Origin of the sequence: Pseudomonas fulva (assembly GCF_023517795.1) — a bacterium.
In the GTDB taxonomy this organism is placed as follows: Bacteria; Pseudomonadota; Gammaproteobacteria; order Pseudomonadales; family Pseudomonadaceae; genus Aquipseudomonas; species Aquipseudomonas fulva_D.
Window position 1 is genome coordinate 4,363,971 of record NZ_CP082928.1, and the last position, 24,787, is coordinate 4,388,757.

The 24,787-nt window shown below is 59.8% G+C and carries 21 protein-coding genes and 1 pseudogene; 10 read left to right on the forward strand and 12 right to left on the reverse strand.

What is annotated here, in order from left to right; genetic code table 11:
• Positions 1–121 precede the first annotated feature (121 nt).
• Together K8U54_RS20115 and K8U54_RS20120 are read right to left on the reverse strand one after the other, a co-directional pair.
• On the reverse strand, positions 122–907 hold the full coding sequence (locus K8U54_RS20115; protein WP_249907460.1) for an SDR family NAD(P)-dependent oxidoreductase: 786 nt from the start codon (positions 905–907) through the stop codon (positions 122–124).
• Between the two features lie 390 nt (positions 908–1,297).
• Positions 1,298–2,638, reverse strand: a complete 1,341-nt coding sequence (locus tag K8U54_RS20120) for an FG-GAP repeat domain-containing protein (protein ID WP_249907461.1) — start codon at positions 2,636–2,638, stop codon at positions 1,298–1,300.
• Between the two features lie 216 nt (positions 2,639–2,854).
• On the opposite strand from K8U54_RS20120, the gene K8U54_RS20125 reads away from it, so the two are divergent.
• Positions 2,855–3,748, forward strand: coding sequence for a LysR family transcriptional regulator (locus K8U54_RS20125; protein WP_075929994.1), 894 nt, complete (start codon positions 2,855–2,857; stop codon positions 3,746–3,748).
• Positions 3,749–4,005: 257 nt separating this feature from the next.
• Here the strand turns inward: K8U54_RS20125 and K8U54_RS20130 are convergent, their stop codons facing one another.
• On the reverse strand, positions 4,006–4,902 hold the full coding sequence (locus tag K8U54_RS20130; RefSeq protein ID WP_249907462.1) for an NAD-dependent epimerase/dehydratase family protein: 897 nt from the start codon (positions 4,900–4,902) through the stop codon (positions 4,006–4,008).
• A 205-nt stretch (positions 4,903–5,107) separates the two neighbouring features.
• Here K8U54_RS20130 and K8U54_RS20135 point away from each other — a divergent pair, with 205 nt between their 5' ends.
• Positions 5,108–6,103 carry an aldo/keto reductase gene (locus K8U54_RS20135; protein ID WP_249907463.1) on the forward strand — a complete coding sequence of 332 codons (996 nt, stop codon included), beginning with the start codon at positions 5,108–5,110 and terminating at the stop codon, positions 6,101–6,103.
• 89 nt (positions 6,104–6,192) lie between these two features.
• On the opposite strand, the gene K8U54_RS20140 is transcribed toward K8U54_RS20135, so the two are convergent.
• The 4 genes and pseudogenes from K8U54_RS20140 to K8U54_RS25250 all read right to left on the reverse strand — a co-directional run.
• Positions 6,193–7,020, reverse strand: coding sequence for an aldo/keto reductase (locus K8U54_RS20140; RefSeq protein ID WP_249907464.1), 828 nt, complete (start codon positions 7,018–7,020; stop codon positions 6,193–6,195).
• An 83-nt stretch (positions 7,021–7,103) separates the two neighbouring features.
• Positions 7,104–8,261: an MFS transporter gene (locus K8U54_RS20145; protein WP_434060036.1), complete on the reverse strand. Its 1,158-nt coding sequence runs from the start codon at positions 8,259–8,261 to the stop codon at positions 7,104–7,106.
• Between the two features lie 207 nt (positions 8,262–8,468).
• Entirely contained in the window at positions 8,469–9,329 is an 861-nt protein-coding gene (locus K8U54_RS20150) for an SDR family NAD(P)-dependent oxidoreductase (RefSeq protein WP_249907466.1), read from the reverse strand.
• Positions 9,329–9,758: pseudogene (locus K8U54_RS25250) on the reverse strand (metallophosphoesterase); the annotation flags it as partial. The gene K8U54_RS20150 and the pseudogene K8U54_RS25250, both read right to left, overlap by 1 nt.
• 161 nt (positions 9,759–9,919) lie before the next feature.
• Between K8U54_RS25250 and K8U54_RS20155 the strand changes: the two are divergent.
• Positions 9,920–10,840, forward strand: coding sequence for a LysR family transcriptional regulator (locus K8U54_RS20155; protein WP_249907467.1), 921 nt, complete (start codon positions 9,920–9,922; stop codon positions 10,838–10,840).
• 53 nt (positions 10,841–10,893) lie between these two features.
• On the opposite strand, the gene K8U54_RS20160 is transcribed toward K8U54_RS20155, so the two are convergent.
• Both K8U54_RS20160 and K8U54_RS20165 read right to left on the reverse strand, forming a co-directional pair.
• The gene (locus K8U54_RS20160; RefSeq protein WP_249907468.1) at positions 10,894–11,808 is read right to left on the reverse strand and encodes an alpha/beta fold hydrolase; all 915 of its coding nucleotides are present in this window, start codon (positions 11,806–11,808) and stop codon (positions 10,894–10,896) included.
• Positions 11,809–11,832: 24 nt separating this feature from the next.
• On the reverse strand, positions 11,833–12,747 hold the full coding sequence (locus K8U54_RS20165) for an SMP-30/gluconolactonase/LRE family protein (protein WP_249907469.1): 915 nt from the start codon (positions 12,745–12,747) through the stop codon (positions 11,833–11,835).
• 377 nt (positions 12,748–13,124) lie between these two features.
• Between K8U54_RS20165 and K8U54_RS20170 the strand changes: the two genes are divergently transcribed.
• The gene (locus tag K8U54_RS20170) at positions 13,125–13,775 is read left to right on the forward strand and encodes a response regulator transcription factor (protein WP_249907470.1); all 651 of its coding nucleotides are present in this window, start codon (positions 13,125–13,127) and stop codon (positions 13,773–13,775) included.
• Between the two features lie 8 nt (positions 13,776–13,783).
• Here the strand turns inward: K8U54_RS20170 and K8U54_RS20175 are convergent, their stop codons facing one another.
• A complete protein-coding gene (locus tag K8U54_RS20175; protein ID WP_249907471.1) occupies positions 13,784–15,394 on the reverse strand; it encodes a hybrid sensor histidine kinase/response regulator in 1,611 nt (536 codons plus the stop codon).
• Positions 15,395–15,625: 231 nt separating this feature from the next.
• Here K8U54_RS20175 and K8U54_RS20180 point away from each other — a divergent pair, with 231 nt between their 5' ends.
• The gene (locus K8U54_RS20180) at positions 15,626–16,114 is read left to right on the forward strand and encodes a ProQ/FinO family protein (RefSeq protein WP_249907472.1); all 489 of its coding nucleotides are present in this window, start codon (positions 15,626–15,628) and stop codon (positions 16,112–16,114) included.
• A 122-nt stretch (positions 16,115–16,236) separates the two neighbouring features.
• Positions 16,237–16,686 carry a hypothetical protein gene (locus tag K8U54_RS20185; protein WP_249907473.1) on the forward strand — a complete coding sequence of 150 codons (450 nt, stop codon included), beginning with the start codon at positions 16,237–16,239 and terminating at the stop codon, positions 16,684–16,686.
• A gap of 4 nt (positions 16,687–16,690) precedes the next feature.
• Here K8U54_RS20185 and K8U54_RS20190 read toward each other — a convergent pair whose 3' ends face one another.
• Positions 16,691–16,912 (reverse strand): hypothetical protein, encoded by a 222-nt coding sequence (locus tag K8U54_RS20190; RefSeq protein WP_249907474.1) that lies wholly within the window; start codon positions 16,910–16,912, stop codon positions 16,691–16,693.
• A 195-nt stretch (positions 16,913–17,107) separates the two neighbouring features.
• On the opposite strand from K8U54_RS20190, the gene K8U54_RS20195 reads away from it, so the two are divergent.
• Positions 17,108–17,326, forward strand: a complete 219-nt coding sequence (locus tag K8U54_RS20195; protein WP_249907475.1) for a hypothetical protein — start codon at positions 17,108–17,110, stop codon at positions 17,324–17,326.
• Positions 17,327–17,342: 16 nt separating this feature from the next.
• Here the strand turns inward: K8U54_RS20195 and K8U54_RS20200 are convergent, their stop codons facing one another.
• Positions 17,343–18,119, reverse strand: coding sequence for a helix-turn-helix transcriptional regulator (locus K8U54_RS20200; RefSeq protein WP_249907476.1), 777 nt, complete (start codon positions 18,117–18,119; stop codon positions 17,343–17,345).
• 146 nt (positions 18,120–18,265) lie between these two features.
• On the opposite strand from K8U54_RS20200, the gene K8U54_RS20205 reads away from it, so the two are divergent.
• From K8U54_RS20205 to hrpA, 3 genes are all read left to right on the forward strand, one after another.
• Entirely contained in the window at positions 18,266–19,081 is an 816-nt protein-coding gene (locus K8U54_RS20205; RefSeq protein ID WP_249907477.1) for a carbon-nitrogen hydrolase family protein, read from the forward strand.
• Between the two features lie 102 nt (positions 19,082–19,183).
• Positions 19,184–20,506, forward strand: coding sequence for an APC family permease (locus K8U54_RS20210; RefSeq protein ID WP_249907478.1), 1,323 nt, complete (start codon positions 19,184–19,186; stop codon positions 20,504–20,506).
• 120 nt (positions 20,507–20,626) lie between these two features.
• Positions 20,627–24,670, forward strand: a complete 4,044-nt coding sequence (gene hrpA / locus K8U54_RS20215; protein WP_249907479.1) for an ATP-dependent RNA helicase HrpA — start codon at positions 20,627–20,629, stop codon at positions 24,668–24,670.
• Positions 24,671–24,787: the final 117 nt, after the last annotated feature.

Here is a 24,787-nt window from a genome sequence, read left to right on the forward strand (position 1 = left end):
CTTTAACGGTTTGACCTAGAATTTAGTTCTGCGGCAAGTATCTCTGTTAGATCGCTTGCCGCAGAACCAGGCGCTTCTTTTTTTAGGATCTTGAAATCACATACGTCATCGCGGTTGGGTTTTAGCTATCAATTCTCACGTTCTGTGCGTGCCGTGCGGCTTTCACGGTTTCCGGAGTCGTTCTGTTTTCAATAACTCGTTGCTTTGTATGGTCGTCGCCGCCAACCACATGGTCGATGTCGTTCATTAGCGCCTCGAAACCTTGTCTGGCGACTTCCGTTTTATCGTTTTTCTTCGCTCTGCCAATAGGGCTGTTGGACATGCCAGCATTTTTGTGGAAGTCGCTATCCGTTGCTCCTGGTAGCAACGCCGTGACCGTCACGCCTGTGTCCCGAAGTTCTTCACGCAATGATTCGGCGAAGGAAAATCCGAATGCCTTTGACGGGCCGTACACCGTCTCGTAAGGAGTAGGCTGTGTAGCTGATACAGACGATGTAACCAATATTTTTCCGTGTTTATTGGCAACCATGTGTTGAACAACACGCTTGGCAAGGTGCACCGTCCCAGTGATATTGATTGCGATCTGTTTGAATTCATCTTCCAGGCTATTTTCTACGAATGCTCCGCCAATCGCGATTCCTACATTGAGCGCGGCAGCGTCAAGAGGCCGATTCAGCGTTAAGAAAAACTGCCACAAACCTTCAACGCCTTCGTACGTCGATGCGTCTGCGCGATGACTAAAGCAGTTAACACCCAAGGCTTTAACTTCTTCAGTTGCTTTATGAATTTTTTCACTTGACCCTGAGATAATCACATCGTAATTGTTAAGTGCGAATTGCTTGGCGAGCTCCAGGCCAATTCCGGACGATGAGCCGGTCACAAGCGCTAGGGGGCGTTGAGTCGTCATGTTGTATTCTCCACATGCATATAAGTGAGTGATGTATCGCACAGCAGGCGAGGTCGCAGACCTTATGGTTTTGTTCGTGGAGATCACTTTAATCTCCGGTCACGTCATACCCATTCGATCAACGTGAAATACAGCTTTTAAGACGCTGCGTAGTGCTATAGGTACTATGATGGTTCCTCAATGCCGCCTTGTCTGATTCTCAACATTGTTCTGCGCGCCATTGTTTGTGTGGCTCGCGCAATGTGGAAAATGGGCAGCTAAATATTCAACCTATCCGATCAATACCTTTGGATACGCCGCCGTCACTTACGCATTGAGTTTTTAACTTGTGGTGGAAGGTAGGCGGACAGAGCTCTCTGCCCGCAACTACCTCGATTTTCAGTTTTCCGATTACTGCGCCGGCTCTAAATGAGGCACAGCAGGAAGCGACGACAGATACCCATCTTTATCAGTTAGAAGCAGTCGTGCCTGGGTTCCCCAACCTCCGACCAAAACATCGGTCTTACCGTCACCGTCGAGATCGCCTTGCCCCATGCTCCAGCTGCGCCCAACCGTTATTCCCGGGACAGCCTCGAGGGTTACATCTTTGAAATGGCCCTTGCCGTCGTTTTGCCACGCCCGCAGCTGCAAGGGAACGAACCCAGGAACCTGAATAGCTCCGACGAGCAGGTCTGGAGCACCATCACCATTGAAGTCTACGACTGTGCCCGCCCAGCTTGAGAAACGATGAGATGGAAGGCGTTCCTCCGTCTCATCTCGAAAACGGCCATTGCCGTCATTTACCAGGAGCCTTGTTTGTGGATCTTTATCCCAACCGAAGTTGTTGCTGGTGATGTTGCAAAACACGATGTCATTGTGACCGTCTTGATTGACGTCTAAGACATGTACCTCGCGAGTTTCCATAGGCACCAGCAGCTCGAGACGATCCGAGGCATCTGTAAATCGGCCTTTGCCATCGTTGAGCAGCAGGCGATTTGGATGCGCTGGGCTAGCAAGAACCATGTCGAGATCGCCGTCTCCATCCATATCGGCCAACGCGACACTTTCAGTCTGATCATCCGTCTTGGGCAGGTGTGTCTCGGTCGCATTGATGAAATGGCCTGGCCGCTTGGCGTCGTTAATGAACAGCAAATTGCGCGCAGGCTTTATCCCTGCGTCTGGCCCGTAGCCCAGCTCGCCAGTGCTTCCTATGACGATGTCCGGTAGCCCGTCTCCATTAACGTCGCCGATTGCCAGCCCATTGCCCTGACTGGTTGCTGGTAGGCGGTCGGTCGCATCAGTGAAGCCGCCTTTCCCGTCGCCCAGAAACAACTGATGGTACTCATCCGATTCAGCGACAAACACGACATCCATGTTGCCGTCACCATTGAGATCAGCAGCGCGCACATGTTCGCTGTCGTGCATCCGTGTGCCGAAGGCATCGGGTTTATAGGTCAATCGACCGCTTCCATCATTCAAATACAGACGATTCACCCCGAGTTCGACAGACACTACGACGTCCAGGTCTCCATCCTTGTCGACATCGATGAACACTGAGTCTGTTGCATGCAGGCTCGGCGCTAACGGGACGTGTGTCGCCGTCGCATCAACGAAGAACGCTGATGGCTTTTCAGGTATGAGCGCAAACGCATCTCTTGCGGGATCTCGAACTGCCTCTTGAGCCGAGACAGCGACCGCCCCGAGGCAGCCTGACGCCACCAGTGCGAATTTTCTTTTGAAGTGATGAATCATTGTGATCTACCTCCACCATAGACATGGCCATCGATGACGGCGTGTTGAATTTCATTATGGTGGGAGGGAAGGCGGTTGATTAGGGGCGAAGATCGGGATGCAGATATGACGTTACGTCATTAATTGATGAGGGATTTCTAAGCGACTGCGACTACTATAAGCTTAGATCAACATTATAAACTGAAATATGTAACTAATAATGACGAGTTTTCATTAGTGCTTCATGATGAATTGGGCAGCCTGGTCGCCTTTGTCGCTGTCGCTGAAGAGCGCAGTTTCACGCGTGCTGCGGCTAGGCTCGGCACCTCTCAATCCGCATTGAGCCATAAAATTCGACGACTTGAGGCTCGCCTCGGGATTCGCTTGCTCACCAGGACTACTCGTAGCGTATCGCCGACCGAAGCTGGTGAAAGACTTTTGCAAACGCTGCGGCCTGCACTGGCGGACATCGGTACTCAACTAGCTGGATTGACTGATTTTCGCGACAAGCCGGCCGGGACTGTGCGAATCACCAGCGCCGATCATGTAGCAGAAACAATTCTCTGGCCTGCACTTAATCGGCTGCTACCCAATTTTCCGGACATCGCTGTAGAGGTGAACGTAGATAACGGCTTCGTTGACATCGTTGCCGAGCGCTACGACGCCGGCATCCGATTGGGGCACAACGTTGACAAGGACATGATCGCGGTACCGATCGGAAGGCCGGAGAGAGTCATCATCGTTGGCTCGCCTGCTTATTTTGCGAAGCGGCCAATCCCTAAGACGCCCGACGACTTATCGACGCATCAGTGCATCAATCGTCGGTTCCCCACCCAGGGCTCTCTGGAGGTCTGGAATTTCTGCAAGGATGGCGAGCAAGTCCGGGCCCGCGTATCTGGGCAGCTCGCTTTCAATCGACCCGAAATGATTCTAGAAGCCGTTATTTCAGGCTTCGGGTTAGGGCGTATGTTGGAATCGCAGGTGCTCAGGCACGTGGAGGCTGGCCGGCTTGTCAGGGTGTTGGAGGACTGGTGCCCCGAGCTTCCTGGCTATCACTTGTATTATCCAAGCCGAAATCAGAATACCCCGGCGTTTCAGCTAGTAGTGGATGCGCTGCGCTTGAAGGGGTAACGGCCGTTTGACGTGGTTGTTAAGGATAGGCTTGGAGATGCGCCTTTTAGAGCTTGAATCATCCTGCATCAGCGCGCGGATAACTACCTGTTACTCGGCGGACGCCTTAAAGCTGCCGCACGAAGCAACAGGATCATCCTTCATAAGCCGACCCCAGGATGGCACCTTTGTACCCGCGCCATCCTGGATCCTTTCAGCGGCTTCTGCTTGAAGACCGTATCTGGCTCCCGTAAGCAATCGGCCGGGAGCGGTCACTATTACTGCTCTTTGAGAGCGTCCATCCAGGAATAAGCGGGTTTGAAACCGAGTACGCGCTTTGCCTTCTCGTTGGATAGCAGGACTTCGTTGCCGGTGATCTCCTTGCGCCGCTCGATACCTGGATAGTGAAGGTCAAGCAACTCGCTGCTCGGCGTTCGCATGACCGTTTCATCGTTCGTGATGAAGAACTCATCCTTGCCTCGCACATCGTATTTGAGGGCAAGCTCGATGCTCTGCGCGACGTCGCGGTTGTCGACATACGTCCAGAAGTTCCAAAGGCGAACAGTGGGGGCATCCTGCCAGGACTCAAACTTCGAGTACTCGTCCTGGTTCATGACGTTGGACAGGCGCAGGCAAGTGATTCGTAGCGATGGATCATTGAGGCAGAACTGCCTAGCCATTTCCTCACCGAGCACCTTCGTCAACGAGTAGACGTTGTACCCTCGCATTGGGTAGTCCTCGTCCACCGGTACATACGGAGCATCGGTTTTGTCGTAGGGAACCCCTGTTGCCACCTCACTGGCAGACCAAACGATATTTTTGATCCCCAGTCGCCGGCAGGACTCGAAAACGTTGTAGGTCGTGATCATGTTCACTCGGAACTCATCGCTGTCTGGAATCATGCGTGGGTGCGGCATGCTCGCCAGGTGAACGACGGCATCGAATGCTTGTGGCTCTGCCCGGGCATAGACGTCATTGCCTACCGATGACAACGCATCCAGCGTTTGGCCAAAATCCTCCAGATCCGCAGTCATCATGGCCTCATCCGGATCAAGCGGGCCATCCTTGTCGATTACGAAGACGTCATACCCGCGCTCACGCAAGTAGGGCACTAGTACCGCACCTACCTTCCCATGACCTCCGGTAACAGCTACGCGTTTGATCGGTTTAGACATTTGATCCTCCAGGGTTAAGGCGAATATTCGCCGGTACCTTGAACTGACCTTGGCCGGGCAACATCAACCCTTCGTTGTACCTCAACGCCTGGTTGAAACCAGCTCAATGATCTAGCTGCGCTCAGCCATGTCGAATGGCCAAACCTCGTTCTCACGTGAGAGGCGAGTCAACGACTGGTGCGAAGCAGATGAGGAGGAAGCGAGTATGAAGTTCACCAAACTCGGGAGCACGGGCCTGGATATCTCTAGACTGTGCCTGGGATGCATGACTTTTGGAGACCCTGAGGCAGGCACCCATCCGTGGACGCTGGATGAAGATGACAGCCGGCCAATCATCAAGCATGCCGTCGAAAACGGAATTAATTTCTTTGATACAGCCAACAGCTACTCTGCGGGCACTTCTGAAGTCATCGTGGGTAGGTTGCTCAAGGAGATGACCCGGCGCGACGAGGTCGTCATCGCCACCAAGGTTTTTCACTCGCAAAGCATGCTGGACGATGCCCGAAAACCTAACGATAGAGGCTTGTCTCGCAAAGCCATAATGACTGCTATAGATGCAAGCCTGACCCGGCTTGGCACGGACTACGTCGATCTATACCAGATCCATCGCTGGGACTCTCACACTCCGATCGAGGAGACCATGGAGGCGCTGCATGACGTGGTCAAATCTGGGAAGGCTCGCTATATCGGTGCCTCGTCCATGTATGCCTGGCAATTCGCCAAAGCTCAGCACGTGGCGGCATTAAATGGATGGAGCCGCTTCGTCTCGATGCAAAATCACCTCAACCTGGTTTACCGGGAGGAGGAACGGGAGATGATTCCGCTGTGCATTGACCAGGGCGTCGGCATCATTCCGTGGAGCCCAATGGCGCGCGGTAGGCTGACGCGCCCGCATGGACAGCAGACGGAGCGAACAAAGACTGATGTTGCAGGGCAGTCGTTTTACCAACGCACCGAAGCAGAAGATGGTCGAGTCATTGACGTTGTTGAGCAGATTGCTCGCGAGCGAAGCGTGCCTATGGCACAGATTGCGTTGGCGTGGGTGTTAGCCAAACAGGGGGTGTCAGCACCCATCGTCGGAGCTAGCAAGAAGGGCCAGCTCGACGATTCGATCGCTGCATTGGATATCGTGCTGAGCGAAGATGAAGTCGGCCGATTAGAAGCACCTTATGTTCCTCACGCCGTGAGCGGTTTTTCCTGAGTCGACCGAGAGCGCTCAATGAGATGAGCAAGTTACGCCGGCACGCGACTTTGCCGGCGTCATCCCACCTCTAAGACGTAGGAATCGGGTTACCCGAAAGAGGCCGGATCCGGGCCAAGCCGCGTTCCAGTATTCATTTTCCCGATCGACTCCAGGTCAGCCGCATCGAGGGAAAAGTTGAATACATCCAGGTTTTCACGGATGCGCGAGGGCGTGATGGATTTGGGGATCGCAATGAGCCCTAGCTCCATATGCCACCGGATGATCACCTGGGCTGGGGTTCGGCCATGCTTTTGGGCCATGTCGATTATTCCCGAGTGCGTCAGCGCGCTGCCCTGACCCAGCGGGCTCCACGATTGGGTAGCTATTCCTAACGACGCGTGATGCTTTCGCAAGTACTGCTGCTGCAGGAAGGGATGCAACTCCACCTGATTCAAAACGGGCGATACGCCTGTCTCACCAATCAGCCGATGAAGGTGTTCAGGATTGAAATTGGATACCCCAATTGATCGAGCTTTTCCTGCTTGCTGAGCTGCGATTAACGCCTTCCAGGTTTCAACGTACTTGTCCTGAAAAGGTGCGGGCCAATGTATGAGGAGCAGGTCAACATAATCGACCTCAAGGCGGGCCAGGCTGGCGTCAATCGCTTTGGCCGCATTCTCCCGGCCCTGGGCATCGTTCCAGATCTTTGTAGTCAGGAAAATCTGCTCTCGGGGAACGCTCGCATTGCGGATGCCTTCACCCACACCTTCCTCGTTCCCATAGATTGATGCGGTATCGACGTGGCGATAGCCCGCCTCGATGGCTAGTTCGACGGCATGACGCGCTTCGTACTGGCTAGCTTGCCAGACGCCTAAACCGAGCTGTGGAATTCGATGCCCATCTGAAAGCTGCACGGTCAGCTGTGGCGTTACCATGTCTCTATGTCCTCTCACTGAAGTTGCTCTGTGGCCGGCTGCGCGCGGGCTATGTCACTGCGCCTACCGCGCGATTCACGCGTTCAGGCTGCGACTGCTTTAGCTTTGGCGCGTTTCTCAAGGCTGATCGAGATGGCGAAGAAGAGGGTGCCTAGCGCGGCAAGAGCAGCGCCTACCCAGCCAGTCGACGCCCAACCAAAGCCGCCTGCGATCGAGAGACCACCAAGCGTCGCGCCAATCGCGTTGGAGATGTTGAACGCGCTGTGATTGAGCGCTGCTGCCAAGGTTTGCGCCTCACCGGCGACGTTCATCAGGCGTACCTGCAGAGCAGGTACAAGGGCAAATCCGCAGCCTACAAGGAAGAGCACAGCCAAGGTGCCATCGCTTGAGGAAGCCAACACCGAGAAAAGAGCTAGAAAGACAGTGTTCCAGATCATGATGTAGAAGATGGCCGGCACCAGAGAGCGGTCTGCTAACCAGCCCCCAATCAAGTTGCCCACGATCATGCCCACGCCCCAGAGCGCCAGCACCATTGGCACTTGTCCGGATGTGAAGCCAGTTACCTCAGTAAGTGTCGGTGTGATGTAGCTGTACACTGAGAACATCCCGCCGAAGCCGATAGATGCTGTAGCTAATGTGAGCCAAAGCTGAGGCTTTTTGAGGCCTGACAGCTCGGATTTGGGGCTCGCTTTCTCATCCTTGGGAATCGACGGGATGAGCCACCAGAACAGGACGATTGCTAATGCACCACCGGCTGCCAGGCCGGAAAAGGCGCCCCTCCATCCGAACAACTGACCAATCCATGTTGCAGCTGGCACCCCGGCAACGTTGGCTGCTGCCAGACCTGCCATAACGTACCCAGCTGCCTGTGCTTTACGGTTATCAGCAACCATCGTGGCAGCAACGAGGCACGCTACCCCGTAGTAAGCCCCATGCGGCAGTCCGGCCAAGAAACGGGCGCCGAGCAAACTTGCATGATTCCAGGCAACTGCACTTGCGCCGTACCCTATTGCAAACAGCGCGAGCAGAGCGATCAACAGTGTCTTGCGAGGCCAGCGTGCCGCGAGGATGGCGATCATCGGAGCGCCAATTACCACGCCCAGTGCGTAGGCTGTGATGTACCCCCCAGCCACAGGAATTGATACGCCGGTGCTGGACGCGAGCCCCGGCAGCAGGCTCATTGACGCGAACTCGCCGGTGCCAATGAAGAGGCCCCCAAGGCTCAACATCGCGATAGCAATACCGACGCCATGAGGCACTTCGATTTTCGGAGCAGTGGCGGCAGATGTTTCTGTGTTCGATTGGCTTGTCATTCAATTGCGCCTTACGCCAAACGGTGCCAACGGCACCGCCCGGTGTAGCAAAAGGAGATTGTCTTAAGGGCGGAAAGGGCGGAGATGCCAGGCCTGCCTTGGCATCTCACCCAGGCAGATGTCAGGACAGGGATTTCACTGCGGGGCTATGTCTGCAACATAGGCAGAGAATTGATCCGCGTAATCCTTATGCCAGCGAGACAGGGCAGGGCGCTTCAAAATGAGGTCATCGGCAGCCCATTGCATGCGGCGCTGGTCGAGCTCCCAACTCGCCTCATTGTCTTCACAGAAAATGTAGAACTCTCCTTCAGCCATTTGCGCTACCAGCCGATCGGCTACTTGATCCGCAGTCCAAGGGGCGTCTGGTTTTTGGGTCGACGAGGTCATGTCGGGAAAATTCATCGGCGTGAAGGTGTATCCCGGGATCAATAGGTGCGCGGTGATTCGGTCACCAACCCTTTCGCGCAACTCGTGAGCTAACTGCTCGGTAAGTACCTTTATTGCGGCCTTCGAGACTGAATAGGCCGCGTTCCCAGGTCGCGTAGTTATGCCTTCCTTCGATCCAACGTTTACGATCGCCGCATTTCCTTCCTGAGAGAACATCGTTTCTACAAAAAGCTGCTGGAGGGTGAGAGCACTCCAGAAATTAACCTCCATGAGCGTCCTCCACTGGGACACTCCATCCCAAGGGCCAGCCCCTGTGATGATCGCAGCGTTGTTAACCAGCAGGGACACGCGACCGAACTCACATGCCTGTTCGTAGAGTCTGTGTAGATCCGCTTGCGACGTGACGTCCCCTTCGATTGCGAGGACGTTCACGTCGGGTGCATCTCTACGAATCGAGCTAGCTGCAGATTTGAGCGCCGCAGAATTTTTGTCGAAAAGCACGACATTCATTCCCTCTTTGGCAACCTTATGGGCGATGGCGTAGCCAATGCCCAACGCTGCTCCGGTGACGACGGCGACCGAGTTTTTGCAGATGGCTGGATGATTCATCAGGAATTCTCCTTGCTAGGTTTCAGTTGGGAAGCGGGGCTTGCTCGCAACACGATTTCAGTGATTTCAGCTGGAACGCCCAATCGAATAGGGAAGCCGTTCCAGAGGGCAGTGCCGTTGCTGACATAGAGCTTCACCGCCCGACGTCGTATTCGCCTGACACGAACCCTCCATTGGCGTATCGAGCGATGAGATCAAGCCCTTTGATCATTCCGCTGTGGGTGTGCCTGATAGCTAGATGCTCAGTCCTTCAGTTGCTGAGCGGGCCGCCCCTTCCGGGCGATGCTCCAGGAGGATGACTGGTGACTCTCGATCAGCGCCCTTGAGTGCTCGACCGAAGTTTGGCCCTTCCAAGCCGAAGGCAGGAGCCGCCTCGTCCGTCACGCCGGCAATCAGCAACAAGCTTTGATTACGCGTAAGCGCAACATGGCTAGGTGATCGTAAGGTAGATATGGGGCACGTAGATGAGCCCTGTAGGAATGTAATTCCCAATAATGTTGAATTAAATTGATGGTACCCTATGAGTTATCGCTCATTGTCGAGCGCTATTGCACCAAGCATTGAATTTAAATCAATAGTGGTTACCGCAGATGCCTGTACTACCGACAGCACGCCTTTCCCGTGCAGACTTGGCTGACTTGAATTCGTTTCTTGCAGTGGAAAGGCTCAGGAGCTTCACTCAGGCAGCGGTGGAGCTTGGTATCACTACTTCTGCGCTAAGCCATGCCGTGCGGAATCTTGAGCAGCGACTTGGGGTAAGGCTGCTTAATCGCACCAGCCGCACCGTTTCACCAACTGATGCCGGAGCGGCCCTGGCGAAGCGCCTCACAATCGGTTTCACGGAGATCAGTGGGGCTCTGGCGGCGCTCGATCGCCACCGTGACAGACCTTCTGGCAGGCTGCGCTTGAACGTTTTGAGTGACGGTGCTCGGTTGCTGTTTACAAAGTATCTGCCGCCTTTTTTGGAGGCCTACCCCGAGGTGTCCGTAGAAGTCGCGGTAGAAGATCGGATTGTGGACATCGTGGCTGCCGGGTTCGATGCCGGCGTTCGCTTCGGCGATAGGATTCCCGAGGACTTCATCGCAGTGAGGATCAGCGATGAGCTTCGCTGGGTCGCAGTGGCCTCTCCCCGGTATCTGAACAGCAATCCCAGGGTCGTCGAGCCTGAAGATCTAAAGCACCAGAACTGCATTCAGATTCGGATGGGCAACGGTGTAATCTACCGCTGGGATTTTGAGAGGGATGGCGAGCACCGTAGCATTGATGTGCCTGGGCAGCTTTGTGTGAACGAAACTGCCTTCGGTATTGAAATGGCGCTGGCTGACCGCGGAATCACATACTGCCTTGAAGAGCGAGTTCGCGGGCACCTCGAAAGAGGGGAATTGCAAATCGTACTGCCAGATTGGGCACCGATCGAACCCGCATTTCACATCTACTACCCGGGACGAAGACAAATGCCTCCGGGCTTGCGAGAGCTAGTCGATTCGTTTCGGCTAGGCCTCGCAGGTTGATCATCGACGGTGATGAGACCGATGGGAATCTGCTCTGCCTGCGAGTTCCAGCCTCAGCGCTTCTCTAGGAAAAATGCGTGAAGGGTTTCGGCCAGCCTTGCAGGTTGTTCTAGAGACAGTGCATGGCCGCAATTCTCAAAAGTGACGTGGCGCACCGGCTGTATCCCGAGTGCCTCGATACTTTGGCGAACCAGGTCCGCAAAGAAATGCGATGCTCCAATGGTCATTACCGGCAGCGAGGGAAGCTGCGATTGGAGCGAGTGGTTAATCTTGGCGTTTTCCAAGGTCGCCTTGTAGGTATCGAGCGTGCCTCTGAGGCCGTGGGGAGTGGACAGTAGCGCTATCCACTCTTCCTTGATGTCATCCGGCAAAGCGGTAGAGTCGTAGCTTTGCTTGTTTAGCCAGTACGTCCAGAATTCGCGCTCCTTTCCCGTAATCAGCATTTCTGGAACATCAGGAGTGAAAAAAAAGGGGATATGCCATTCCCATACTCCTCGGTGTTCTTCCCCCTCTATGACATTGCGCTCGGTAAAAAACGATCGTTCCTCTAACCCAAACCCGGACAGCATCATTTCGGCGAAGCTCAGCGCTTTAACACGGGTAGGGTGGGTGGCGGCGAGCACCAGTCCATACTCGGCGCCTCGGTCTTCACCGTGCACATAAGCTTCGTCGATACCCAATGCGTCAAGCAACTGCTTCATATCTTCAGCCATTGTCGATGACAGATAGCCTTTCTCCGCGTAGGGGTGGCCGCTAATCCCAGCGCCACGAAGATCCGGCGCAATGACCTGAAACCGCTTCGTCAGAAGGGGTAAGAGCTCTCGCCAGTAAATATGCGTTTTTGGCGTGCCATGTAATAAGAGCAGCGGTTCACCTTGTCCTGCTGTCACCGCATGGAGGTCGATGCCGTTGATATGAAAATGGTGTTGCTGCGCTGGTACGTTGACATGGTCATAAAGTTTGATCATGCAGAGCGTCCTCGTGGTTGAACGTTAAAAGGCTTTGCTGTCCCATTCGACTCGCGCCAATATCCCCGTGCTCGATAGCGTGACGTACGCTGCGTTTGGCTGATCGGGGTCGAAGCAAAGATTTGTAGGAAAATGCTCTGGCATTTCGAGGGTGGCGATATGTAATCCATTCGGCGTAATTACAGAGAAAACCCCAAGTGGCTGAGTGGCAACGAATATATTTCCGTCTGCTGCAATCGCGAGGCTGTCGAGTAACTGTGCGTCGGGTGCCTGCCAAACAAGCTTGCCGCCATGTCGGCTGTCGTTGTTGGTATTTTTTAGATAACCAGGTGAGTCTATATCCCACGACCATAGTCGTCCGGCACCATATTCAGTGGCGTACAACTTTTTCCCATCCGGCGAGAGCCCTAACCCATTGGCACCCATCTCGAGCGGATAGGCGACCTCCCTACATTTGCCTGACAGCCCACTTGCCCAGTAAACACCGCCATACGTTCTATGCCTGTCGCCGTCTCGCCCGAGATCGGTGAACCAGAAGCCGTGATGGCTATCAAAAACAAGATCATCAATTGCCTCGAACTTTGTGCCATTTATGTTATCGACGATTCGTTCGACCTGTTTGGTATCAAGGTCGATACTTTCGATTCTTGAGTCATAATCCTGCGTTTGAAAACCATGAGAGAGCGTCAGCCCGTCTCTGCTTTCCCAGCGCATATTGCCGCCATTGTTAGCCACATATATCTGGCCATCTGGCCCAATCGCAATGCCGTTAGGACCACCTCCTACAGTGCTGAGCACAGTAGGGAGGCCATTTGAAACTTGCCAGATTCTTCCTCCTCGTATATCACATGTATATATCACTCCGTCCGCGACGGCTGGCCCCTCGATAAAACCTAGGCCTGATGCAATAACGTTGACTTCGGGTTTAACCTTGATCATGTCGAATTTCCGTTGAGGCAGTATTGCTACTGAGTCAACGTTATGTCTAAGGTTTCTTCTTTATCGTTGAGTTAAATTACATGAGGCGTTGAGCATGTATAAAGGTCCAGGTTGGCGGCATCTGACATTTATAAATTCTTTGGTGTATTGAGTCGTTATGGTGCAGTTAAGCGGCGCTGCCGAGTATGCTTTTCGCTGGTGTCGAGTTTGGATTGACATAGTGGGCGTTGAAACTTCTTAGCCAGCGATGTTCTTGCGAGGCTCTTTTGGAAGTCCCTCAGACATTTAGGCAAATGCAGTCAACGCGAAGCCCAGACTGCGATGCAGGGGGCGATACGGTATCGTATCGCCCACAGACGCCCGGATGCTCACCGCAGATGCCCCATGATCTTTTCATCGTCGCTGACGATCACCCGCTGTTTCGCGACGGGCTGGTGCGGCTGCTCGCGCAGGCCCGGCCGGACGCCTCCATCGAAGAAGCGGCGACGCTGGATGAGGCATTGACGCTGGCACGGGCGCAGCCTCCGGCGGGCATCCTGCTGGACCTGATGTATTCGAGCGATAACCAGTGGGCATCCATCGCCGACTGGCGCCAGGAGTTTCCCGCCGCGTTGCTGGTGGTGGTGTCGATGTGCGAAGACCCGCTGGTGGTCGAGCGGATCATGAACCAGGGGGCCAGCGCCTTTATCGGCAAATCGCTGCCTCCCCACGAGGTCGCCGAGGCGTTGACGGCCGCGTTGAGTGGCGAACGTGTGGTTCGCTGCGCGCCCCAGGGCAGCTTCACCGCCTATGAGCCGCCAGCTGCGGCCGAGCATTTCTCGTCGCTCACTGCACGGCAATTCGAGGTGCTGCAGCTGATCACGGCAGGGCTGAGCAACAAGGAAATAGCGCGGATCCTGTGTATATCGCCGTTTACCGTGCGGATTCATGTCTCTGCGCTGCTGAGCGCGCTTGGCCTGGGCACGCGCTCGGCTGCCGCGGCGCTGGGCGCCCGGCATGGGCTGGGCGCGCAGAATCGAAGCGTCTAGGTCAGGCCCTAGCGCCCGGCCAGTTCGGCGATGACCCGCTGCAGCTCGGCGGAGCGCACCGGCTTGGACAGCAGCGGTATGCGTGGATCCGGTAGCGCCGAGCGGATCTTCTCCGGGTCGTGGCCGGTCAGGATCACTGCCGGTAACGGACGGCCACGCCACTTCTCCAGCTGCGCCAGGCATTCGATGCCAGTGGCCTCGCGGCCCAGATCGAAATCCGTCACCAGCACGTCGCAGGGCAGTGCTGACGTGGGCGGGGCGTCGATGGCGGTCACCTGGCATCCCCATGCCCGCAGCAGTCTGGCCATCGCTTCCAGCACGCTGCGATCGTCCTCGATGAGCAGCACGTGAATGCCTTGCAGATCGGCGCCAGGCTCGGCTGGCGGCAGCAAAGGGGTCGGCCCGTGAGGCATGACCGCCGGTAGCCCTTCCAGAGTGATCGAGGTGCCATGGCCTACTCGCGAGGCGACCGCGATGCGCAGATCGAGAAGGGTGGCGATGCGCCTGACGATGCTCAACCCCAGCCCGATGCCTTCGACATCCCGGTCCCGCGCCTGGCGCACCCGATAGAACTCTTCGAACAGGTGCGGCAGGTGCTCCGGGGCGATGCCCGGGCCGCGATCATGCAATTGCAGGGTAAGGGTCGAGCCACGCCGGCGGCAGGCGATCAGCAGGGGGCTGCCCGGCGCGTATTTGATGGCGTTGGAGATCAGATTCTGCAGCAGGGTGCTGAGTAGCGCCGGGTCGCTGTAGGTGAGTGCGGCGGCGCCACGTATGCGGATATCCACCCCGGCCCAGCGTGCGGCCTCGCTGTTCTGCTTCTTCAGATCGGCGAGCAGTCGATGCAGATCCACCGTCTGTTTGCGCGGCAAGACCTGCTGCTGGTCGAGCGTGTAGATGTCGAGCAGCGAGCGGAACAGCTGTTCGACGCTGAGCAGCGAGCGGTCGACGCTGTCGATCAGTTGATGTTGTTCGGCATTGAGCGGGGTGCCACGCAGGCAGGTGGTGAACAGGCCGATGGCGTGGATGGGTTGGCGCAGGTCATGGCTGGCCTGGGCCAGAAACCGCGACTTGTCCTGGTCGGCGCGCTTGGCGGCGGCCATGGCCTCCTGCAAACGGCCCAGCAGGAAGTAGCTGAAGGTGGGCAGCACCAGCATGCTCAGCACCATCATCACCAGGACGGCCGGGTGCTCCTGCAGGAAGGGCACGAACACCGCGATGAGCGAGAGGGACGCAAGGCCGAAGGTGGTGGCCAGGATCAGGTAGGGCCGGCCGAAGCGCACGCCATTGCCGACCGTCATGCTCAGCAGTACGCAGAACGTGGGCAGCAGCGTCTCCTGGCCGAGGATCATCACCGCGCAGGCGCCCAGGTTGTCCAGCAGCATGGCGGCAACCCGGCGCCACACCATGGGCTGCGGCAAGAACCAGAGGTGGGCGAGCAGCAGCATCGAGAGCAGCGTGAACAGCGCTCCGGTCACCAGCACGGCCTTCAGCAGCTCGGCATCGAGCAGCCCCAGTGGGTACATGATCAGGGCATAGAGCGATACCACGAACGCCACCACCAGGCGCAGTTGTGCCTGGCTGAACTCCAGATCTTCCAGGCGAAACAGCGACTTCATGAAGGGGCTTCCGAAACCTGATCGAGCGGGCGACCTTAACGGATTTCGCCGCCAAAAGGGGCCATGAAGGGTTTGGTTTCCAAGGGTTGTCAGCATTGCACTGCTGCCGTGAGCCCTCATCGAGGTATGAGCGAGGCGAATATCATCGGCATTTGCCCCCTGCGGGCTGCCCTCGACGGCTGCATGGGATAAGCTTCGCCCCAAATCAACCACCAAGCTGTGAATTGAACGATGGGTTTTGAGCAATTAGCGGATCTACGTGACCGCCTGCGGGCCGAGAAGGAGCAGGTGAAGACCGAGACTACCAAGCAGCGCAAGCGCCCGCCTGCCGCGCCTCGGAAGTCTCAGGAACAGGATCCTGCCCTGGAGGCGATCTGGCGTCTGCAGAAGCACTTTCCGCTGGCCTTCCCGGTCAACCCCGCCCCTAAAGTGCCGCTCAAGGAGGGCATTCTCAAGGATGCCGAACAGCACCTGGAACAACTCGGCATCACCCAGGAGCAGCTCAAGCTCGGCCTGGCGTCCTGGTGTCGGGGCGGTCGGTACTGGGCCAGCATGGTCGAAAATGCCCCGCGCCTGGACTTGAACGGCCAGGCGGCTGGCAGCGTGACGGCGGCCCAGGCGCTGCACGCCAAGCAGCAGGCCAGGCGCCAGCGCAGCCAGATGCGCCGAGCGCAGCAGAAGCCGAAAGAACCCGCCGCAAGCGCAGATGGCGACGCCTGACAGCGTAGCGATCATGGGCACAGCTTCTGTGCGATAACGAAACCAGTGAACCGCTGCCCGGGGCGAATGGCGTCAGCCTTTCATTCAGAGTGGCGTCGCTGCCTGCCGTGGAGCCTTCCGTCATGCTGCGTAAACTCGGCCTGTGCCTGGGCGCCATGCTCTTGCCGTTGCTCACCGCGTGTACCGGCAAGCCGGTGGAGCGCAAGGTGGTCTACGAGAACTCTGTGTATCACTGGCGCATCGAGCATGTGATCGTGCGTAACTTCCCGGCGAGCAGCCACCAGTACTTCGAGGTGTTCCTCGGGGATCGGCCGCTGGTATTGCCGGCGGCGGCGTTCAACGATCAGCGCGATATCGGGCAGTTCATCGCCGCCGGTGGCTTCGATGTCGGGCACTGGCGCAACCAGTCCATCGTGGTGGCGTTCGAGAACATTCAGGCGCGCGAAGGGCAGGAAGTGCGGCTGATCCGCTCGGTGATGATCACCCCGGACCTCACCGAAGGCGAGGTGGTGCTGACGGACATGTACACCCAGCAGGAGGTGGTGGTGCAGCGGGTCGAGCCGAGCGACTGAGGCGCTAGGCTTCGCGGTGGCTCAGCACGTTGGCTTCGCGGGCGATGGCGAGGATGTTGGCCTTCGACTGTTTGCACAGGTGCGCATCGATGGCGCGGATGATCTCGTCGGTGACGGTCGAGTTCTGCGCCGCCACCAGGGCTTCGAGGCGCGGGGCCATGCCGACGGGCAGCCACTTGAGGATATCGGCGGAAAGATCTCGGACGGAATGTTCGCTCAGCTTCATTGTTAGGTCTTCCGTGAACGTGGGTGCAGGCACAGAAAAGTGTGAACGCTATCTAAATCCGAGACGGCCTGTTGCAAATGGTTCCGCTTTTATTTTGCATATCCTCGAAACATGAACCATTCTGCATTAACGCCGCGAAACAGTGGCGACGCTACGTCCTTGTGTGCCTGTCGAAATCCATGGAAAGGGTTATCTATGAGCGCCAAACCTACCAATCGCCAACTCGCCGATTATCTGGGCCTCTCGGAAGAGGAGGTCGGCAGTTACCGGCTCGATTCCATCCGCGAGGGCTCCCACTGGCGGGTCGCGTTCGCCCTCGAAACGCCGACCAGCCTGCGCCGCAAGCTGCCGGCCTGCCTGATGGTGGTGGTGCCGGGCAGCAGTCAGCCGGGCAGCGCGCTTCGCCATCCTTGATCGCCGTACTGCAGGCCTAGCCGCGCTGGGCCTGCAGGAACAGAGCGAACAACTCTGACTGCGACTTGATGCCCAGCTTGCTGTAGACATGCTTGCGGTGCACCTTGACGGTCTCCGCCGAGATGGCCAGCTTGCGGGCCACCTCCTTGCTGGAATGGCCGGCGAGCATCAGGCGCACCACTTCCAGTTCACGACCGGTCAGCGCCGTTTCCACCTGCTGTGCCATCTGTTCCAGGCGTTCCTGCCAGGGCGGAGCGGCGGCGGGCTCGCTGGGTTCCGGCTCGAAGCCCAGGCGCTGGCGCATCAGCGCTGCCACCCAGGGCTGCACCAGGGAGAGCAGGGCGATCTGCTCCGGCAGGAAGCGTTGCCGTGAGCCCAGGGACAGGCAAAGGGTGCGCGCGCCGGGCAGGGCGACGTTGAACTGCACCTCGTCGGCCACCACGTTGAGGCTGAAGTAGCGCTGGTAGTAGTCCGTCTGCTCGAAGCATTCCGGGGCGACCTCGCTCAGACGCACCAGGCCTTCACGGCCGCTTTCCCGGCTGGCGATGTAGAAGGGGTCGAGCAGGTAGAGGCCGTGCAGGTAGTCCTGGAACAGCAGGTCCGGCGCGCCGTCGTTGCCGGGGCTTTCGGCCAGCACCTGGGGACGACCTTCGCTGAAGATCAACGCCACCCAGCTGTCATGGTGCACGTACTGGGCCAGGGCGCGGGCCAGGGTGCGCCAGAACGGCGGGCTGTGCAGGGCTTCGATGAGCTCGGCCACGCTGCGGTGAAAGGCGATGTCGTGCAAGGTCATGGTCGTCTGTCTACCCCTGTGGGGTTACCCCGCGTGCGTGATTTCGCCCGGGTGGCTCAGCCTCCATACTCGAACCCAGGCGGATGGGTCCCGGCATTCTGTGGGTGCCCTCTGCGTCATGCAACAACAAGAACGGAGCCCCCGTCATGCAAGTCGAACTCGCTCAGCTCACCGGTCGTGACGGTGATACGGCCCACAACCTCGCCCAGGCCTTGCAGGCCATCGCCTCGTGCCAGGCGGGGACGCGCCTGCTGGTGTTCCCGGAAACCTACCTGACCGGCTTCCCGACCGCGGACAACATCGCCGCGCTGGCCGAACCCCTGGACGGCCCGAGCCTGACCGCCATCGGCCAGGCCGCTGCGGCCCGCGGGCTGGCGGTGGCCATCGGTTTCGCCGAGAACGACGGCGGCACCTTCTACAACACCACGGTGCTGCTGGACGGGCAGAACCTCCTGCTCAGCTACCGCAAGACCCACCTGTGGGCCTCGGACCGCGGCGTGTTCACCCCGGGCGACCGCTACGCCACGGCGCTGCTCGATGGCGTACGTGTCGGCCTGCTGGTGTGCTTCGACATCGAGTTCCCGGAGAGCGCCCGCGCCCTGGGCGAACTGGGCGCCGAGCTGCTGATCGTCACGAACGGCAACATGGACCCCTACGGGCCGACGCACCGCACCGCGATCATGGCGCGGGCCATGGAGAACCAGGCCTATGCGGTGATGAGCAACCGGGTGGGCGAGGGCGACGGCGGCCTGGTGTTCGCCGGTGGCAGCGCGGTGGTCGACCCCAACGGCAGCCTGCTGCTGGAGGCCGGCCGCGAGCCGTGCCGGCAGACCATCGCCCTGGACTTCCAGCGCCTGGCCGAGGCGCGCCGTGACTATCGCTACCTGGAAGAGCGGCGCATGCCGCTGCCGGGCACGCGCGTCGAGCATGCCAACGGCCTGCGTGAGCTGCTGATTCCCTGATTGACCTGCCGGGCGCCACAGAAGCGCCCGCTGCGGCCCAGCCGCGTGCTTTTGCCGACTTCGGCCCTGCCATAAAAACACATAAAACGGGAGTAGCAAGTAATGGCTCGTCTGCAACGATCCCTTTCTCTGGGCGCGGTGGTGCTGTTCGGCATCGCCTACATGACGCCGATCATCGTGCTCGGCACCTTCGGCATTCTTGCCGAGATCACCCGCGGCGCCGTCCCGGCCGCCTACGTGGCCGCCTCGCTGGCGATGTTGTTCACCGCGCTCAGCTACGCGCGCATGGCCAGGCTGTTTCCGGTCGCCGGTTCGGCCTACAGCTACGTGCGCCGCAGCATCAGCGATCACCTGGGCTTCATCGCCGGTTGGGCGGTGCTGCTCGACTACCTGTTCCTGCCGATGGCCATCTGGCTGATCGGCGCGGCCTACCTGCACTCGGCGTTCCCCCAGCTGCCCCAGGCGCTGTGGGTGCTGACCTTCATCGTGGTCACCAGCCTGATCAACGTGGTTGGGCTGCGCCTGGCCAAGGGCATCAACGGCGTGCTGATGCTGGTGCAGTTCCTGGTGCTGCTGGCCTTCGTGGCGCTGTGCGTGCACTACGTGCTGGGCGATGCCAGCAAGCCGTTGTGGTCGCTGGCGCCGTTCTTCGGTGAGGGCATGAACCTGAACCTGGTGATGGCCGGCGCGGCAGTGGCCTGCTACTCGTTCCTGGGCTTCGATGCGGTCAGCACCCTGACCGAGGAAACCCATGAGCCCGAGCGCACCATCCCGCGGGCGATCCTGCTGATCACCCTGATCGGCGGGCTGATCTTCGTGGCCACGGCCTACTTCGTGCAGCTGGCCCATCCCTCCCTGGTGTTCCAGAGCAGCGATGCGGCGGCCTACGAGATCGCCCGCAATATCGGCGGCGATGTGTTCGTGTCGGTGTTCCTGATCGGCCTGATCGTCGGCCAGTTCACTTCGGGTCTGTCGGCCCAGGCCAGCGCCTCGCGGCTGATGTTTGCCATGGGCCGCGACGGCGTGCTGCCCCGTGCGCTGCTCGGCACCCTGAGCACGCGTTTCGGTACGCCGGTGGGCGCCATCCTGGTGTGCGCCGTGGTGGCCCTGCTGGCCCTGAAGCTGGACGTGACCACCTCGACCTCGTTCATCAACTTCGGCGCCTTCCTGGCCTTCAGCCTGGTCAACCTCTCGGTGATCGTCCACTTCGCCCGCCAACCCCAGGCGCGCGGCCCGCTGCAGCTGCTGCTGTACCTGCTGTGCCCGCTGATCGGCCTGCTGGCGACGCTGTGGCTGATGGCCAGCCTCGACCACCTGGCGATCATGCTCGGCTGCGCCTGGCTGGTACTTGGCGGCCTCTACCTGGCCTGGCTGACCGGCGGCTTCCGCCGCCGCCCGCCGCAGCTGCAGTTCGACGCCGAGTAAAGCGTGAGTGCCGCGAGCCGCCCGGCAGGCGGCTCGCGGCATGCCCTCGACAGCGCGGCCTGCCCGCCGCGGGCCGAATCTGCGACAATCGGCGCTTTCCCGCGACCCGCCCCGAGCCTGATGACCGACGCCCCCTTCGATATCGCCGCCCTGCAGAAGAACCTCGACCACGCCCTGATCGCCGACCGCCATCGTCTGCGGCGGCAGTTGCACGAGCTGCAGAAAAAGCCCGATGCGGCCAAGCAGGCGCAGTGGCTGGAGCGTTTTCAGGCGTCGTGCGCCAAGGTCGAGGCGCGGCGCTCGAGCGTGCCGGTGATGCGTTATGACGACGCCTTGCCGATTGCCGCCAAGCGCGACGAGATCAAGGCGGCATTGGAAAAGAGCCAGGTGGTGGTGATCGCCGGCGAGACCGGCTCGGGCAAGACCACCCAGTTGCCGAAGATCTGCCTGGAGATCGGCCGTGGCCGGCACGGCCTGATCGGTCACACCCAGCCGCGGCGGCTGGCGGCGCGCAGCGTGGCGACGCGGGTGGCGGAGGAGATCGGTACGCCGCTCGGTGAGCTGGTGGGCTATCAGGTGCGCTTCGAGGATCAGAGCAAGGACAGCACGCTGGTCAAGCTGATGACCGACGGCATCCTGCTCGCCGAAACCCAGCACGATCGCTACCTGGAAAAGTACGACACCCTCATCGTCGACGAGGCCCACGAACGCAGCCTCAATATCGACTTCCTGCTCGGCTACCTGAAAACCCTGCTGCCGCGCCGCCCCGACCTCAAGGTGATCATCACCTCGGCGACCATCGACCTGGAGCGCTTTTCCAAGCACTTCGGCGGCGATGGGCGGCCGGATGCGCCCATCGTCGAAGTCTCCGGGCGCACCTACCCGGTGGAAACCTGGTACCGCCCGCTGGCCGCCGAGGTGGACGAGGAGGGCGAAAGCCTGCTCGACGACCTGACCGTCGACCAGGGCATTCTCGCGGCGCTGGACGAGATAGTCGCCCATGAGAAGAGCGTCGGCCAGCGCCCCGGCGATGTGCTGATCTTCCTGCCCGGCGAGCGCGAGATCCGCGATGCCGCCGAGGTGCTGCGCAAGGCCAACCTGCGCTTTACCGAAGTGCTGCCGCTGTATGCGCGGCTCACGCCCGCCGAGCAGCAGAAGATCTTCGCGCCCATGGCCGGGCGCAAGATCGTGCTGGCCACCAACGTGGCGGAAACCTCGCTGACGGTGCCGGGCATTCGCTACGTGATCGACAGTGGCACCGCGCGCATCAGCCGCTACAGCTACCGCGCCAAGGTCCAGCGCCTGCCCATCGAGGCGATTTCCCAGGCCAGCGCCAACCAGCGCAAGGGCCGTTGCGGGCGGGTCGAGCCGGGCATCTGCGTGCGCCTGTACAGCGAGGAGGATTTCCTCGGCCGGCCGACCTTCACCGACCCGGAAATCCTGCGTACCAACCTGGCGGCAGTGATCCTGCAGATGCTCCATCTGCGCCTGGGCAGCATCGAGGATTTCCCCTTTATCGAGCCGCCGGATGGCAAGGCCATCAGCGACGGTTTCAACCTCTTGCAGGAGCTCTCGGCGGTCAACCGTGAGAGCCAGTTGACGCCCCTGGGCCGCCAGCTGGCGCGCCTGCCCATCGACCCGCGCCTGGGTCGCATGGTGCTGGAAGCGGCCAAGCTCGGCAGCCTGCAGGAGCTGCTGATCGTCGCCAGTGCGCTGTCCGTGCAGGACCCGCGCGAGCGGCCGATGGATCGCCAGCAGGCGGCCGACCAGGCCCACGCGCAGTGGAAGGATGTGGACTCGGATTTCGCCGCGCTGATCAACCTGTGGCGCGGCTTCGAGGAAAAACGCCAGGAGCTGGGCAGCAACCCGCTGCGCACCTGGTGCAAGAAGAACTTCCTCAACTACATGCGTCTGCGCGAGTGGCGCGATGCCCACCGCCAGCTGGTGCTGCTGGCCAAGGATCTGCAGCTGACGCCCGGCAAGGCGGGCGCTCAGGCGGCGGACGGCGGCAAGCCCGCACAGAACCCGGTGCAGGCCACCACCGATACCAAGGTCAACGTGATCCTGCGCGAGCAGGCCGAGGCCAGCGAAGCAGCGCAGCGCGCCAAGAGCTATGCCGCGGTGCACAAGGCGATCCTCAGCGGGCTGCTCAGCCAGATCGGCCAGAAAACCGAGGAGGGCGATTACCAGGGGGCGCGGCAGCGGCGTTTCTGGGTGCATCCGTCGTCGGTGATCGGCCGCAAGAAACCCAACTGGATCATGGCCGCCGAACTGGTCGAGACCACCAAGCTGTTCGCCCGCCAGGTCGCCAAGATCGAGCCGGACTGGATCGAGCCGCTGGCCGGGCACCTGATCAAGAAGAACCACTTCGAGCCGCACTGGGAGAAGAAGCGCGGCCAGGTGGTGGCCTACGAGCAGGTCACCCTGTACGGCTTGATCGTGGTGGGGCGCCGCCCGGTGCATTACGGGCCCATCGATCCGCAGGCCTCGCGTGAGCTGTTTATCCGCGAAGGCCTGGTGCGCGGTGAAATCAACAGCCGCGCCAAGTGCCTGAACGCCAACCGCGCGCTGCTGGAACGGCTCGACGAGCTGGAAGCCAAGGCGCGCCGCCGCGACATCCTCGCCGACGAGGAAACCCTGTTCGCCTATTACGAAGCGCGCATCCCGGAGGACATCTACCAGGCCGCCACCTTCGAGAGCTGGTACAAGCGCGAGAGCGCCAAGGACCCGCAACTGCTGATGATGCGCGAGGAGGACGTGCTGGCCCGCGAGGCGCTGGAAGTCACCGCCGCGCAGTATCCGGACACCCTGCATATCGGTGAGCTGCAACTGCCGCTCACCTATCACTTCGAGCCCAATCACCCGCGCGATGGGGTGACCCTGCGCGTACCAGCGCCACTGTTGCCGCAACTGCCAGGCGAGCGCCTGGAGTGGCTGGTGCCGGGGCTGATCGAGGCCAAGGCCATCGACCTGGTGCGCGGCCTGCCCAAGGCCATTCGCAAGAACTTCGTGCCGGTGCCGGACTTCGTCGGCGCCGCCCTGAGCAAGCTCACCTTCGGCCAGGGCAGCCTGCCGGAAAGCCTGGCCCGCGAGCTGCAGCGCATGACCGGTGCGCGGATCGACGCCGAGGCGTGGAGCGAGGCCACCCGCCAGCTCGAGGATCACCTGAAGATGAACATCGAGGTGGTCGACACCCACGGCAAGTTGCTCGGCGAAGGCCGCGACCTGGCCGAGCTGACCGCCCGCTTCGCCGAGGCCAGCCAGGCTGCGCTGGCCATTCCGCAAACCGACAAGGTGCAGAAGCCGGTGGAGGCCAAGGGCTTCGCCCAGGTTGCCGAGAAGACCCAGCAGCAGGTGGCCGGGCTGTCCATGACCGTGTTCCCGGCGCTGGTCGAGGACGGTGGCGTGGTCAAGGAAGGGCGTTTCCCGACCCAGGCCGAAGCCGAGTTCCAGCATCGTCGCGCCTTGCAGCGCTTGCTGCTGCAACAACTGGCCGAGCCCGCCAAATTCCTGCGTGGCAAGCTGCCGGGGCTGACCGAGCTGGGCCTGCTGCATCGCGAACTGGGCCGCGTCGAGGCGCTGGTCGAAGACATCCTGCTGGCCAGCCTGGACAGCTGCATCCTCGATGGCGAACAGCCGCTGCCCCGTGACGGCGCCGCATTGGCCGCCCTGGCCGAGAAGAAGCGCGGCGCCTGGACCGAGCACGCCGAAAAGCTGGCGCGCCTGACCCTGGAAATTCTCAAGCTGTGGCACGGCCTGCAGAAGCGCTTCAAGGGCAAGATCGACCTGGCCCAGGCCGTGGCGCTCAACGACATCAAGGCGCAGCTGGGCAATCTCGTCTACCCCGGCTTCGTGCGCGAAACCCCGGCCGAATGGCTCAAGGAACTGCCGCGCTACCTCAAGGCCATCGAACAACGCTTCGACAAAATCGCCGCGCAGCTGCAACGCGACCGGGTATGGAGCGGCGAGCTGGCCGGCTACTGGGAGCAATACCAGGCGCGCCTGGGCAAGCACCTGCAGGAAGGCAAGCGCGACCCCAACCTGACCCTGTACCGCTGGATGCTCGAGGAATACCGCGTATCCCTCTGGGCCCAGCAGCTGGGCACCAAAATGGCCGTGTCGGACAAGCGCCTGAGCAAGCAGTGGAGTCAGGTGGAGGGGTGATCGCCTGGCGCTCTGTTAGCCCGGGTCGAGCGTAGCGACACCCGGGAGGTCGATGCCCTGGGTATCGCTGCGCTCGACCCAGGCTACGAAGCGGAGATGCTCTTGCCTGTGTGGGAG